General features: G+C 55.6%; 12 protein-coding genes. All 12 read left to right on the top strand.

Features of this window, described 5'->3' with window-relative positions:
• The first annotated feature begins 14 nt into the window (after positions 1-14).
• The 12 genes from GCWU000341_RS05290 (at position 15) to GCWU000341_RS05235 (ending at position 13,972) form a co-directional block, all read left to right on the top strand.
• Complete coding sequence (locus GCWU000341_RS05290; protein WP_009214776.1) at positions 15-1,130, top strand: ABC transporter substrate-binding protein; 1,116 nt, start codon at positions 15-17, stop codon at positions 1,128-1,130.
• 4 nt (positions 1,131-1,134) lie between these two features.
• On the top strand, positions 1,135-2,883 hold the full coding sequence (locus tag GCWU000341_RS05285) for an ABC transporter permease (RefSeq protein WP_009214775.1): 1,749 nt from the start codon (positions 1,135-1,137) through the stop codon (positions 2,881-2,883).
• Entirely contained in the window at positions 2,837-3,847 is a 1,011-nt protein-coding gene (locus GCWU000341_RS05280; protein ID WP_040653482.1) for an ABC transporter ATP-binding protein, read from the top strand. Before GCWU000341_RS05285 ends, GCWU000341_RS05280 begins: the two co-directional genes overlap by 47 nt.
• A gap of 409 nt (positions 3,848-4,256) precedes the next feature.
• On the top strand, positions 4,257-5,960 hold the full coding sequence (locus tag GCWU000341_RS05275; protein WP_009214772.1) for an ABC-ATPase domain-containing protein: 1,704 nt from the start codon (positions 4,257-4,259) through the stop codon (positions 5,958-5,960).
• A 50-nt stretch (positions 5,961-6,010) separates the two neighbouring features.
• A complete protein-coding gene (locus GCWU000341_RS05270) occupies positions 6,011-7,147 on the top strand; it encodes an aminotransferase class V-fold PLP-dependent enzyme (RefSeq protein ID WP_009214771.1) in 1,137 nt (378 codons plus the stop codon).
• Positions 7,148-7,164: 17 nt separating this feature from the next.
• Positions 7,165-7,923, top strand: a complete 759-nt coding sequence (truA, locus tag GCWU000341_RS05265) for a tRNA pseudouridine(38-40) synthase TruA (RefSeq protein ID WP_009214770.1) — start codon at positions 7,165-7,167, stop codon at positions 7,921-7,923.
• An 88-nt stretch (positions 7,924-8,011) separates the two neighbouring features.
• Positions 8,012-8,338: a hypothetical protein gene (locus GCWU000341_RS05260; protein WP_009214769.1), complete on the top strand. Its 327-nt coding sequence runs from the start codon at positions 8,012-8,014 to the stop codon at positions 8,336-8,338.
• Between the two features lie 93 nt (positions 8,339-8,431).
• Entirely contained in the window at positions 8,432-9,799 is a 1,368-nt protein-coding gene (locus tag GCWU000341_RS05255) for a L,D-transpeptidase family protein (protein WP_009214768.1), read from the top strand.
• A 367-nt stretch (positions 9,800-10,166) separates the two neighbouring features.
• The gene (locus tag GCWU000341_RS05250; protein WP_009214765.1) at positions 10,167-10,886 is read left to right on the top strand and encodes an MBL fold metallo-hydrolase; all 720 of its coding nucleotides are present in this window, start codon (positions 10,167-10,169) and stop codon (positions 10,884-10,886) included.
• A gap of 53 nt (positions 10,887-10,939) precedes the next feature.
• Entirely contained in the window at positions 10,940-11,740 is an 801-nt protein-coding gene (locus tag GCWU000341_RS05245; RefSeq protein ID WP_009214764.1) for a L,D-transpeptidase family protein, read from the top strand.
• A 257-nt stretch (positions 11,741-11,997) separates the two neighbouring features.
• Positions 11,998-12,849, top strand: coding sequence for a YitT family protein (locus GCWU000341_RS05240; RefSeq protein ID WP_009214762.1), 852 nt, complete (start codon positions 11,998-12,000; stop codon positions 12,847-12,849).
• A gap of 1 nt (position 12,850) precedes the next feature.
• Complete coding sequence (locus tag GCWU000341_RS05235; protein WP_009214761.1) at positions 12,851-13,972, top strand: SLC13 family permease; 1,122 nt, start codon at positions 12,851-12,853, stop codon at positions 13,970-13,972.
• The last annotated feature ends 43 nt before the right edge of the window (positions 13,973-14,015 follow it).

Genomic DNA, 14,015 nt, shown 5'->3' with positions numbered 1-14,015 from the left:
AGGGAGGTATCAGAATGAAAAAAATCTTTAATATCGCATGGGCTCTTCCGCTCGCCGCGTCACTCCTTCTCGCGTCCTGCGGGGGCTCCACCGCTATGCAGAGCACAGGAGCTGCTTCTTCCTCTGAGGAGTCGAGTGCGGAATCCGAGAAAGCTGAGACGACGGCGGCCGCCGCGGACTCCGCTTCCGAGGGCGGAAGCCTTTCTGTCGTCGCGACCTCCAAGGATTATCAGAAGCTCTTTGATTCCTTCACGGCGGACACGGGGATCAAGACCGAGCTTCTCTCCATGTCCTCCGGTGAGGTCCTCTCCAAGCTGAAGGCGGAGGGGGGAACGCCGATGGCGGATCTTTGGTTTGGCGGCGGAATCGATGCCTTTATGAGCGCGAAGGCGGACGGCCTTTTGGAGAAGGTGGAGCTGGATGCCGCAAAGGATATCGCTTCGGACTATAAGGACAGCGAGGGGTATTGGTACACCAAGGGGCTGACCGTCGTCGGCTTTATCGTGAATACGGAGGAGCTGAAGAAGCTCGGTGCTCCGGAGCCAAAGAGCTGGGACGATCTGACGAATCCGGCCTATAAGGACGAGATCCTCATGTCCAATCCGGCGATCTCCGGCACCAATTACGGTGTTGTGAATGCAATCCTTCAGAAGAAGGGAGAGGAAGAGGGCTGGAAGTATTTCACCTCCCTGAATGAAAATGTGAAGTACTACGCTAAAAGAGGCGGAGACCCCAGGGAGAAGACGGCAGCCGGAGAGGCCGCGATCGGAATTACTCCGATGGACAAGAAGACGGAGAAGCTCGCGGAGGAGCAAAACTGCAGCCTGGTCTATCCCTCGGATGGCATCCCCTATATTCCGGAGGGAGTCGCTGTCTTTAAGGGAGCGAAAAACAAAGATGCCGCGGTGAAGTTCTTAAACTGGCTCTACAGCAGCGATGAGCATCTGAAGGAGCTCGCGGAGATCGACGGAAAGAACACGATAAAGGTCGTAAAGCCGAATATCGAGGGACTGGATGCCGGCTTTGACTTAAATACGCTGATGCAGGAGGATCTCTCCCTCTTCGGCTCGCAGAGAGATCAGATTCTTGCAAACTGGGACAGCCTCGCGGGACAGAAGGCGGAGTCCTAAGCTCATGCGGGCGCTTCTCTCAGAAAATCCAGAGGGAAAGAGAGGAGAAAGGGCGGCAGCGGCCGCCCTTTTTTCGCATTCCCGTCCGGATCCTCTGCTCTTCCTCCTCCTTCTGTCCTGTGCCCTCTTTATCGCCTATCCTCTTTTGCTGATTTTCTGGAGAGCACTCTATCTGGAGGGAAGGCCCGGACTTTCTGCCCTGCCCGCGCTCTTTCTTCGGGAGAAAAGCTCCCTTTTCCACAGCTTCTATACGGCTTCTCTGAGTGCTCTTTTTTCGACTGCGCTCGGATTTTTCCTCTCCCTCAGGATCTCCTCTTCCGGAAGGAGGGGGAGGAGCATCCTTCTCCTCTTGCTCATGATGAGCCTGGTGTCTCCGCCCTTCCTCTCATCTCTTAGCTATATTCAGCTCTATGGGAGGAGAGGACTGATTACCTGGCATCTTTTCAGGATCTCCTATGATCCCTACAATAAGTGGGGGATCATCGCGATGCAGACGCTCCACTTCAGCTCACTCAATGCCCTTTTCCTTTTGGATTATCTGGAGAGTCTGGATGGAAAGTGGATGGATGCCGCGAGAGATCTCGGGGCGGGAAGTATGGCCGTTCTCGGGACCCTGCTCCTCCCCCTGCTTTCTCCTGCGCTTCTCGCCTCCTTCGGGCTGAGCTTTCTCCGCTCGCTCTCCGACTTCGGTACGCCCGCTGTCATCGGAGGACGATATGACACCTTGGCATCCGATATCTATTTGCAGATCATCGGCTACGGAAAGATGGAGAAGGCGGCGGCGATGAATCTCTTTCTCATGCTCCCTGCCTTTCTGGCATTTCTGCTCTACCGCCGGGCAGTGCGGGAGGGGGAGAGGCGGAATGGAAACGGGAGAGGCAGGGAACGCTTTACTATGCAAAGGCTCTCTCTCCCCGCGCTTTTCCTGTCCTTTCTCTCCATCCTGAGCCTCCTTTATTTTACCGTTTTGTCACTTCAGTATCTCTGCATCTTCCTTCTGGGCTTTTTGAAGGCGGAGAGAGGAGTCTATCATTTTACGTCGGAGTATCTTTCGAGGCTTTTTCGCTATGACCTTTCCAGCCTCCTTCTAAGTCTCCGACTTTCGCTCGCCGCTGCCCTTTTCGGAGCGCTCTTCGGACTTCTCCTGTCCTATTATATGGAGAGGAGGCTGCGCTTTGGGAAAAATGCGCTGGACTTTCTGATCTCGCTCCCCTACCTGCTGCCGGGGACCTGCTTCGGGCTCGCCTATATCATGGCCTTTCACAGGGAGCCCTTAAAGCTCACGGGAACCTCTCTGATCCTTGTTCTGAACCTCATCTTTCGGCAGCTCCCGGTCGTCATCCGGATGGGGAGCACCGCGCTTTTGGAGATCAGCAGAGAGCTTGAAAACGCGGCCCGGGATCTCGGGGCGTCGAAGCGGAGGCTGCTCTTTGAGATCATACTGCCGCAGCTCTCTCGGCCCTTCCGCTCCGCCTTTCTCTATCTTTTTACGAGCTCCATGTGCAGTGCGGGTGCCGTCATTTTTCTGATTGACGCCGGGCACAAGATCGCGGTATATACACTTTTTGATCTGATCAATTCGGGAGAATACGGCACGGCTTCCCTTTTGTCCGCGCTGATGATACTCTCCACGGTATTGCTTTCCGCCCTTCTCTCGGCATTGTTTCGCTGTTTCTGTGAGAGGAAGGGAAAAGGAAGGAGGGGGAATGAGGGAAGCGATCGCGAGTCTTCGCGGACTGTCCATGCGCTATGAGAAGGGCGGGAGGAGAGTTCTGTCCTCTCTTTTTCTCGAGATCCCAAAGGGAAGGATACTCTGCCTCCTCGGGGAGTCCGGCTGCGGAAAGACGACGACGCTGCAGCTCATCGGAGGCTTCCTCCGCCCGGAGGAGGGGGAGATCTGGATCGATGGGACGGAGATCAGCTGTCTCCCCCCGGAAAAGCGCCCCGTGAGTACGGTCTTTCAGTCCTACGCGCTTTTCCCGCATATGATGGTGCTGGAAAATGTCTGCTATGGCCTTCGCTTCCAGGGGATCCCGAAAAGGGAGGCCGGAGAGAGGGGGAGGGAGATCCTGTCCTTGGTGGGGCTGTCCGGCTGCGAGGATCGGCTGCCCTCCGCCCTCTCCGGAGGGCAGCAGCAGAGAGTCGCTCTTGCGAGAGCGCTCGCTGTCCGCCCGAAGCTTCTCCTCATGGATGAGCCGCTCAGTAATCTTGACGCGGGTCTTCGGGTCCGGATCCGGGAAGAGCTCAAGGAGCTCCAGAGAAAGCTTTCCATGAGTATTCTCTTTGTCACTCACGATCAGGAGGAGGCCCTGAGCCTCGGGGATGAGATCGCACTCATGCGGGAGGGGGGGCTTCTCCAGTGCGATACGCCGGAGGAGGTATACAATCATCCGGCGGACCGCTATGTCTGTGATTTTTTCGGAAAGAGCAATGAGATCCGCTTTCCGGGCGGGGAGGGCTTTCTCATCCGGCCGGAAAAGATCGGGATTCGGAGGAGGGGGAATTCGAAGGAGGAGGAGGGGAAAGGAGCAGGAGAGGAGATCAGGCTTTTCGGGGAAATTCAGAGCACGGAATTTTTCGGCTTCTACCGGGAGTACAGGGTCCTGTCGGAGGGAAGGGAGCTTCTCGTCCGCTCTCCTTCCGCGCCCACTCTCTCTCCGGGGGAGAAGGTCACGCTCTTTTTCCGAAGAGAGGACAGCGCTGTGCCTCTCCCGTAGCGCAGGCAGCCTTCCACCTCAGAGCGGCCCGGGATATAGTGAGCGACTCGGCTTCGCCCGGGAGGCATCAGCCGACCTCCCTTCGGGAGACAGTTCTCTTCGAGAAGATTCAAGACCGCTCCGAGTCTTCCTGATGGAAGATTTCTACGCTTGCGACTCGGCTTCGCCCGGGAGGCATCAGCCGACCTCCCTTCGGGAGACAGTTCTCTTCGAGAAGATTCAAGACCGCTCCGAGTCTTCCTGATGGAAGACTTCTACGCTTGCGACTCGGCTTCGCCCGGGAGGCATCAGCCGATCTCCCTTCGGGAGACAGTTCTCTTCGAGAAGACTCAAGACCGCTCCGAGTCTTCCTGATTGGGACTTTAGTATTTACCATAGATTGTTATAGAATAGAAAGGAAAGTAACACAATGCGAAAAAATTCTCAGGAGCTTCATCGTCTCCTTCTCTCTATGGATGGGCGGAGCTATTCCGCCTACAAGGAGCTGAAGGGAGAGTACAGCTTTGAAAAATATATTCTCTCGATCGATCATGTCCAGAGTGATCCTTATGCCCCGCCGTCTAAGCTTCGGGCGACACTGAGCCGCGATATTGTGGGCATTCCCGGAGAGCTTCTGGACTCCAGGGAGAAAAGGATCGCCGTGTCGGATTTCCTGACAAGGTGCTTTTGGAAAAGAGCACATGATGGGGAGAGAAGAGGCGTAGGGACAGGGGACGGAGGGAGAATTCTCATCGACCGCTGTACCCAGGAAATACTGGAGAGAAGCTCCGTATGCATCGGGGAGAAGACTGTGGAGGCGCGCTTTGAGCTCGGCCTTCCCGCCGCGGGGAGAAGGATCCTGGGAAAAAGCGCGGATACTATTTTCCAGGAGATCCTTCCGGAGATCGTGGCAAATTCCCTGCTCTATGAGAGGATCGATGCGGGAGCTTTAAAAAAGCAGGTCCTGCTCTTCTTGGATCAGGAATATATCCGGGAGGAGCTGAAAAGGAGAGATCTGATCGCCTTTGTCGCAAACGGCGCCGTCCTTCCGAGGGAGAGCGGTGTATCCGACAGACCTCTCCGCGGAGGCATTCCCTTCCAGAGTCCGAAAAATCTTGAGATCACTATGGAGCTCCCCAGCGGGCAGAAGATCTCCGGAATGGGACTGGAAAGAGGCGTCAGCCTGATCGTCGGCGGGGGCTATCACGGAAAATCCACTCTGCTCCGGGCGCTGGAGAGAGGAGTGTACAACCATATCCCGGGGGATGGGAGGGAGTTCGTGCTCACCATTTCCGATGCGGTAAAGATCCGGGCCGAGGACGGAAGAAGCGTAGAGGGAGTGGATATCAGTGCCTTCATCAATAATCTGCCCGGGGGCAGAGATACCAGGCGTTTTTCGACGGAGAACGCCAGCGGCAGCACCTCTCAGGCGGCAAATGTCGCGGAAGCCCTGGAGGCGGGCACATCCCTCCTTTTGATCGACGAGGACACCTCCGCCACTAATTTCATGATCCGGGACCGGCGCATGCAAAAGCTGATCGCGAAGGAGAAGGAGCCCATCACCCCCTTTGTCGACAGGGTGCGGGCCCTGTATGAGGAGCTCGGCGTTTCCACGGTACTCATCGTAGGAGGATCGGGAGATTACTTTGATGTGGCGGATCGGATCATCATGATGGATGAGTATCGGCCAAAGGATGTGACGAAGCTTGCCCGGGAGATCGCGGAAGAGGATCCCGGGGAGAGGGAGAGGAGCGGGGAAAGCTTTGAGAAGATTCAGCCGAGAATCCCTCTGAAATCCGCCTTCCCCTCTCAGGGGCGGGAGGACCGCCTGAAGGCGAAGGGGAGGTTCTCCATCCTCTACGGGAGGGAGCCTATAGACCTTGGCGCTCTGGAGCAGCTGGTGGATGACAGTCAGACGAACTGCATCGCCGCGATGCTCGACTATTTTCGAAATCATCTTTTGGATGACAGGACGGACCTCTCCCAGGCGGCAGACCGCCTCTATGAGCGGATCCGGAGCCAGGGGATCGATGCGGTTTCCCCTTATACGGGGCATCCGGGCAATCTGAGCCTCCCGAGAAAGCAGGAATTCTGCGCGGCGGTAAACCGCTACAGGGGACTCAAGATAAAGTAATAGATGGGGATCTCGGGCAGAAATACATTGCAGCAGGAAAGGAGGGAAAGATGATTTACTTTGATAACGCGGCGACCACTCTTCGGAAGCCGGAATCCGTTGTGAGGGCGGTGGCGGAGGCGATGAGCTCTCTGGGCAATGCCGGGCGGGGAGCGCACTCCGCGTCCATGGGTGCGAATCACACCATCTTTGAGACAAGGATGGAGCTTTCGGATTTTTTCCATGGGCCGAATGCGAAGAATGTCGTATTCACGATGAATTCCACGGAGAGCCTGAACATCGCGGTCAAGGGGATTTTCCAGGAAGGGGACCATGTTCTCAGCACGGTGCTGGAGCATAACTCTGTCCTCCGCCCTCTCTACGAGCTCGAGGAGAGGGGGGTGGAGCACAGCTTCGTTCCCGCGGACAGTCTCGGAAGAGTGTCGCTTTCCGACTTCGAAAGGCTGCTCCGTCCGAATACGAAGGCCATCGTCTGCACCCATGCGTCGAACCTGACCGGAAATCTTCTGGATATCGAGAGGATCGGAGAATTTGCGCACGCAAGGGGCCTCCTTTTCATCGTGGATGCCTCACAGACCGCGGGCGTCTATCCGATCGATATGGAGAAGCAGGGGATCGACATTCTCTGCTTTACGGGGCATAAAAGCCTGCTCGGCCCCCAGGGGACCGGCGGACTGATTGTGAGGGACGGCATCCGAATCCGCCCTCTCCTAAGCGGAGGAACCGGCATCGAGACCTATAATCCCCGGCAGCCGGAGGAGCTTCCGACCCATCTGGAGGCGGGGACTCTGAACGGACACGGCATCGCCGGACTCTGTGCGGCAATCCGCTATCTGAAGGAGGAGGGGATCGAGAGAATCCGGGGGCAGGAGCTCAGGCTCATGAAGCTCTTCCACGACGGCGCGGAGAAGATCCCGGGAGTGAAGATCTACGGAGATTTTGAGACGGAGGAGCGCTGTCCCATCGTTCCCTTAAATCTCTCGAATTACGACTCCTCTCTTGTGAGCGACGAGCTCTACTCCCGCTTTGCGATCGCGACCCGGCCGGGGGGGCATTGCGCTCCGCTGATGCACCGTTCCCTGGGGACGGAGAAGCAGGGGATCGTCCGCTTCAGCTTCTCCCATTACAATACGGAGGAGGAGATCGATTTCGCGCTCCGCGCGCTGCGGACTCTTTCGGAGGAGTAGAATCAGGGAGATATGCCATGCTGGAAAATTATAAGCTTCTCATAAGCTATGACGGCTCCCGCTACCTCGGCTGGGAGCGTCAGCCCGGCATCGATCGGACCATACAGGGGAAGATCGAAGCCGTCCTGAGCCGCATGCTCTTGGCCGAGGGAAAATTACAGCAGCCGGTGGATCTGATCGGGGCCGGAAGGACCGACGCCGGAGTTCATGCGAGGGGAATGTGCGCCAATGTTTTTCTCGACAGCAAAAGGTCAGAGGGAGAGATCCGGGCTTACTTGAACCGCTATCTCCCGGATGATATCAGCGTGGACGCGCTTTCGATCTGCGGAAAACGCTTCCACGCAAGGTATCATGCCATAGGAAAGCTCTATCGCTACAGCTGCTACTTCGGAGAGAAAAAGCCTGTCTTTGAACGAAAGTACCTCCTCATTCTCCCGGAGATGCCGGATGTCGAACGCATGAGGCTCGCCGCGGAGGCTCTGATCGGGGAGAAGGACTACCGCTCCTTTTGCGGAAATCCCAGGATGAAAAAATCCACGCTGCGCCGCATCGACCGGATCGAGATCCTGGAGAGAAAGGGCTGTATTCGCTTTTATTTCCACGGAAACGGATTTTTACAGCATCAGATCCGGATTATGGTGGGGACTCTTCTGGAGATCGGCCTTGGAAAGAGGGAACCCGGGGACATGGAGCGGATTCTTCTGGCAAAGGATCGAAGTCAGGCGGGCTATACCGCAGAAGCCGGCGGTCTTTGCCTTATGAGAGTGGAATATTGAGAGCGAGGGCAGATCTTCCGCCCCGACGCTTTACAGCGCGTTATACTGCGCTTTTCTGCCCCGCTTTTTCGAGCCTTCCGGAGCGCTTTTGGCGATCACCTCCTTTTCCATTCTGCTCGCGAGAAAGAGAGGAATTCTCTCTCCGGCTCTTCTCGCTTCGGAGATTTTGGATCAGCTTGAGGACGGAGATCGGATTCTTATTTCCGAGGGCTGCACACATCAGAGGCAATGCGGGGATATCGGGAGCGTGCAGCTCCCGCGGCTCCTAAAAAGCTATACAGGAAAGGAGCTTTGCTTCCGTTTTTCCTCCGGGAGAAGCTTTCCCGAAAAATCAGAGCTCTCCAGCTTCCGGCTTTCGATCTACTGCGGGGCCTGCGACTTCAAAAAGCAAGGCGTCGTGGTCTGGGAGCATTGAGATAGACTTGCCAGAATCCGCAATTATGTTACAATAATTCCGTTGTCTTTATGTCTGGCATGAATCTGGAAGAGAGATGGAGGAGAGTGAGACTTGAAGAAAAAAGGGATCGGCGCCTACTGGCTGATACCGCTTGCGGGACTTTCCGGCGCCTATTTTATGATTGCCCTGATCCTAAGCGGAAGGATGATGCCTGGAGACAGGGTGAACGGCTATGACATGTCCCTTCGGAGCCGCTCTGCGTTAAACGGGATATTAAATGAGTACAGGGGAGGAGAGCATCAGCTTTTGATCCGGGATATCCACGGAAAAGACTTCACTCTGAGGGGGAGCGAGATCGACTTCAGGGTGGATTATCCGATCTCGGAGCTTCCGAAGCGGAACAGTCTGCTCTTTCCGAAATTTCTTCTCACGAAGGAGAGCTTCTCCTTAGAGCCGGAGATCCACTACGACGAGGAAAAGCTCGCCGGGATTTTGGAGAGGGAGTTTCTCTCCACGGAATCGGAGGGAACCCGCCCGAGGAATGCCTTCCTCACGGATTATATCCCGGGGGCCGGCTTTCGCGTCGCCCCGGAGCAAGACGGCGATATCCTGGATCCCGGAGCGCTGAAGGAGGCGGTGAGGAAGGCTCTTCTGGAGCTCAGTCCGGAGCTTGATCTCTCTGAGGCCTCCTGCTATCAGAAGCCGGAGATCCGAAGAGACGATCCTGGACTTCAGGCAGAGGCGAAGGAGAAAAACGATAAGCTGAAGAGCAGCATCACCTATGACTTCGGAAATCAGCGTCTCACCCTGAATGCGGACACCTACTTCTCCTGGATGACGCCGGGAAAGAACGGGAGCACCCAGTTCGATCCGGCAAAGATCAAGGAATATGTCGCGGAGCTTAAGCGGAGGACGGACACCTCCGGAAGCAATCGCTCCTTCCGCACCGCAACAGGACAGCTGATCGCCCTCGGAGGCCCCTACGGCTACAACATCAATCAGAAAAAAGAGCAGGAGCAGCTCGCGGCGGATCTGTTGTCGGGAAAGGAGCTCACCCGGGAGCCCATCTATACGACGGTCGGTGTCTCGAGAAGCGGACCGGATTACGGAAACAGCTATGTGGAGGTCGATCTCGGAAACCAGCATGTCTACGTCTTTGAGGACGGCAAGGTGAGCCTCGAGACGGACTGCGTGAGCGGGAATATGTCCCTTGGAAGAGGCACCCCCGCCGGAATCTACCCCCTGAGCTATAAAACTACAAACGCGACGCTGAAGGGACCGGATTACGAAGCGAAGGTCAGCTACTGGATGCCTTTCAACCGCGGAATCGGCCTCCACGACGCAAAATGGAGAGGAAAATTCGGAGGGAAAATCTACCAGCACGCCGGAAGCCACGGCTGCATCAACCTCCCCTTCGCCGCCGCGCAGGCCATCTACCAAAAAGTACAACAAGGAGAAGCTATAATCTGTCATTATTGAAGTGCATAAGCTCTCGCCGGGCGGCGGGGCGCGCCCGTGCGGGCACGGGAGAGCGTCCCGACATCCGGCGAGGCAACAGATCTGAGGAAAAAAGCACTCGAAAGAAGAGAAGAGCGCGATTTCCGAAGAGCTGTCAGGATTGCGGGAGCGCGAAAGCGCGGAGCAATCCGAAAGCTTATGCAGGGGCAGTGAAGCGGCGGGGCGCACCCGTGTCGGCACGGGAGCGCGAAAGCGCGGAGCAATCCGAAAGCTTATGCAGGAGCAGTGAAGCGGCGGGGCGCGCCCGTGCGGGTACAGATGGAATAGCTTCCATAGAAATTGGCTTTGCAGGGGAAAAAAGCGGCGGTCCGGGCGCAGGAGAGCGGCAATGAAAATCAATCTTATCTATCACAGCGGCTTCAGCCTGGAGCTGGAAAAAAGCATCCTGCTCTTTGACTGGTACAGGGGAGAGCTTCCGGAATTCCAAAGGCGGAAGGACGGAGAGGAGAAGGACTATTATATTTTTGCGACGCACAGCCACAGCGACCATTTCTCAGAGAAAATCTTTTCCTTGAGAAAAAACGGGAGAAGGACGCACTATATCCTCTCCTCCGATATTCGGGAAAAGCTTCCCCCTTCCCTCTCTTCGGACTGCTCCTTCCTCTCCCCGGGGGAAAGTCTTTCCCTTCCCGGGCTCTTCGTGCGGGCCTTCTTCTCCACAGATATCGGCGCGGCCTTCCATGTGGAGATCGAAGGAAGGAGCATCTTCCATGCCGGAGACCTGAATCTATGGTACTGGGAGGGGGAGCCGGAGGAGGAGAATCTCTGGCAGGAGAAGAGGTATCGGGAGGAGATCCGCTCCTACCGGGATTTCCTCGGAGGAAGGACGCTGGACTGCGCCTTTCTCCCGCTGGACCCGAGACTGGAAAAGCATGCATTGGACGGATTCCTCTATTTCCTGGAGGAGATTTCTGCCCGGGCCTTTATCCCGATGCATTACTGGGATGCGGCCTCCGATGCGAAAGCCTATCTCTCGGATCCGAGGCTCTCCCCCTGGCTCGATAAGATTCATTTTTTGAAAAAGACAGAGGAATTCACTTTGCAGTAAATTCTTCTGCCCCACGTCATAGTCGAAAGAGATTGTATCTAAGGAGATTGTAAATGAAGAGGTCCCTGTCAGTATTTTTCTTTCTTTGCTTTTCCTCCCTTCTTCTCGCTTTTCCGGCCTTTTCCTCCCGCCTTGTGAGCGGAAGCCACGCTGTCTCTTTTGACAGCGGAAAAACAGAGGCAGATAAGGCGGAAAGCGGAAAGACGGAAGAGAGCAAGGCAGAGAGCGAAAGGATGAATAAAACGGAAGAGAAAAAGGAAGAGAAAGAGGAGGCGAAGCTCCTCGCCGCGACGAAGACTTCGGAAAAAACAAAGCAGATCATCCTAAAGCTGGGTCACCGTCTCTCCCTTTGGAACAAAGAGGAGGATGGACGCTGGAAGAAGGTCGCAGAATACTACTCCGGGCACGGAAGAAACGGTTTTAAAAAGGCGGAGGAGAGGAGAGAGGGAGACGGCACTACTCCCATCGGAAGCTTCCCCATCCTGTTTTCCTTCGGACAGGGGGACAAGCCGGAGACGGAGATGAGCTATCGGAGAATCAGCCGGAACTCCTATTGGTCCTCCGGGAGAAAGGATTATAACAGCTGGGTGGAGAGCGGAAAGAAGATCGAGGGAGAGCATCTCATCGAATATCCGATCTGCTACCAATATGCAATGGCCGTCGGCTTTAATCAAAATCCCGCGGTCTTTGGCAGAGGATCCGCGATTTTTCTCCACATCAAGGCGCCGGATACCTGGGAGAGCTCGGGCTGCATCACTCTCGAAAAAGAAGCGCTCCTGGAGCTTCTCCGCCTTTGCCGGGACGGCTGCTATATCCTGATCGTTCCGGATGCCTCCTCCATCGGAAGCTACTAAATCAAGGCGCCGGATAAGGCTGCATCACTCTCGAAAAGGAAGCGCTCCCGGAGCTTCTCCGTCTTTGCCGGGACGGCTGCTGTATCCTGCTGCCTCCTCCATCGGAAGCTGCCAATACTGCAAGCTCGCGGGTCTAATCGAGCACGGCGCTGCAGCGCCCGGGGCCGAGAGATCCTTTTCTCTTTCGCTGCCTGAAATAAACGCGGCGTCTCTTCTGTCTGCCTGCTGATAACAAAAAGGAAAGGGGAAGCTCCCCCATGAAGCTAAGAAAACGTCAGATCCGGGATTATTTCTTTCTTTTTCTCGGAGTCCTGCTCATCGGAATCTCCTCTAAAAATATCTATTCCCCGATGAATCTGATTATCGGAGGCGTCTCCGGCGTCTCTATTATACTGAATCATCTCATCGGCATGCCGCTCTGGCTCAGCAATACCGTGATCAACATCCCCCTCTTTCTCGTCGGCGGCCGGGTCAAGGGCTGGAGATTCATCCGGAGAACCTTCTTTGCGACGATGCTTCTCTCCCTACTCCTCTGGCTGATCCCGGATGTCCCCATCATCCCGAAGCAGGATCTCTTCCTCTCTTCGATATTCGGCGGCATCATCATGGGAATCGGCTCGGGGCTCATCTTTCTCGCCGAAGCCACAAGCGGCGGGACGGATCTTTTAGCCGCAATCATTCAAAAGTATCTGAGGCACTATACGCTTCCGCAGGTCATGCAGTTTCTGGATGCCATTATTGTTCTCTGGGGGCTTCAGATCTTCGGTGTGGAGCATGCCCTCTATGCGATTGTCTCGATCTATGTCTTTACCCGGGTCTCGGACGGTATCCTGGAGGGGATGCATTTTGCGAAGGCGGCCTACATTATCTCCGCGAAGTCGAAGGAGATTGCAAAGAGGATACAAAAGGACATGGAGCGCGGCGTGACGGGCATCCCCTCCCACGGACTCTACAGCGGCGCAAGCTTTGAGATGCTCTACTGCGTGCTCTCCAGGAGGGAAATCACGAAGCTCAAGGATCTCGTCCACGAGATCGACGAACGGGCCTTTCTGATCATCGCCGATGTGCGGGAGGTCCTCGGCGAGGGTTTCAATACCTACAAAGAGTGAGATGAACGGCTTTCTCTGGAAAAACAAAAGAAAGATCGGAATGGCGCTCTCAGGGGCCCTGGCGGCCCTGTCCTGCCTCCTTGTACCGCGGGGCACAGGAATCTTACGGGCTCTGGATACCGGATTTTTGTCTCTGCTTTTTGGCTATCTCCTTCTTCAGGCGGCTCTCAGGGATTCCGGTCTTCTGAGGAGCGCAAGTCTCTGTCTCCTCCGGAGGGTAAAAACTGTGAGGGGACTCTGCCTCCTTCTATTAGTGCTAAGCTTTCTCTCTTCCCTTTTCTTCGGAGAGGCCGCGCCCCTTTTCTCTTTGATTCCCTTCAGCATCCTCCTCCTCTCCGCTCTGCCGGATTCCAGGGCCCTGCTGATCCATATCCTGGTCCTCGAGACGATTGCCGCGAGTCTGGGAGGGATGCTCCTTCCCTTCGGAAATGTGCAAAGCCTGTATCTTACTCAGAGCCATGCGGTTTCTCTCCTTCCTTTTCTGCGCCTGATGCTTCCGTATGTCCTGCCGGGCTGCCTCCTTCTCTTCTTCTTTTTCGTGACCTTTCCGATCAAAGGGGCGGAGTTTCGGATCGAGGAGGAGAGAGGGGAGGGGACAAAGCCCTTCAGACTCTTCCTGCTCTTTTCCCTCTACCTTCTTCTTTTTCTATCCGCGGGACGGTTTCTCGCTCCCGAAGCGGCTCTTGTCCCGATGCTCTTACTCGGACTTTTCTACGACAGGGGGATTCTCCGGAGGATCGATTATCCTTTGCTTCTGAGCCTTTCCTTCCTTCTCCTCCTCTCCGGGAATCTCGCGGGCTCAGAGCTTCTCAGAGGATGGCTTTTCCGGATTTTAAAGGGAAGGGAGTGCGCTCTCTCCATTATTTTTTCCCAGTTCATCGGGAGTGCGCCCTGCGCTTTGCTTTTCTCCCCGTTCGCGCGCAATGGGGGAAGGCTCATCACGGGATGCAATATCGGAAGTCTTGGGATCTTCTTCTCCTCCCTGCCCGCCCTTATCAGTATCCGGCTTTATCTCAGGGTCCGGGAGGGCAATGTCAGGGGATTTTTGATCCATTTCCTCTGGATTCGTCTCCATTTCATGCTGGTATTTTGCTTTCTCGCATTTTTCAGGAGGAGTTTATGATCCCGGAAAAGAGCAGTATAAGTCCTGTCTTTATGTTTTAGGA

It is taken from the genome of Oribacterium sp. oral taxon 078 str. F0262, from assembly GCF_000160135.1.
Lineage (GTDB): Bacteria > Bacillota > Clostridia > Lachnospirales > Lachnospiraceae > Oribacterium.
Note: the sequence above shows the minus strand (reverse complement) of the source record. Positions and strands in the feature narration are given on the sequence as shown.

Coding starts and splice junctions, on each gene's coding strand:
- GCWU000341_RS05285 (WP_009214775.1), top strand. CDS start 1,135: ATGCGGGCGCTTCTCTCAGAAAATCCAGAGGGAAAGAGAGGAGAAAGG.
- GCWU000341_RS05280 (WP_040653482.1), top strand. CDS start 2,837: ATGAGGGAAGCGATCGCGAGTCTTCGCGGACTGTCCATGCGCTATGAG.
- GCWU000341_RS05235 (WP_009214761.1), top strand. CDS start 12,851: ATGAACGGCTTTCTCTGGAAAAACAAAAGAAAGATCGGAATGGCGCTC.
- GCWU000341_RS05245 (WP_009214764.1), top strand. CDS start 10,940: ATGAAGAGGTCCCTGTCAGTATTTTTCTTTCTTTGCTTTTCCTCCCTT.
- GCWU000341_RS05290 (WP_009214776.1), top strand. CDS start 15: ATGAAAAAAATCTTTAATATCGCATGGGCTCTTCCGCTCGCCGCGTCA.
- GCWU000341_RS05250 (WP_009214765.1), top strand. CDS start 10,167: ATGAAAATCAATCTTATCTATCACAGCGGCTTCAGCCTGGAGCTGGAA.
- GCWU000341_RS05275 (WP_009214772.1), top strand. CDS start 4,257: ATGCGAAAAAATTCTCAGGAGCTTCATCGTCTCCTTCTCTCTATGGAT.
- GCWU000341_RS05240 (WP_009214762.1), top strand. CDS start 11,998: ATGAAGCTAAGAAAACGTCAGATCCGGGATTATTTCTTTCTTTTTCTC.
- GCWU000341_RS05270 (WP_009214771.1), top strand. CDS start 6,011: ATGATTTACTTTGATAACGCGGCGACCACTCTTCGGAAGCCGGAATCC.
- truA (WP_009214770.1), top strand. CDS start 7,165: ATGCTGGAAAATTATAAGCTTCTCATAAGCTATGACGGCTCCCGCTAC.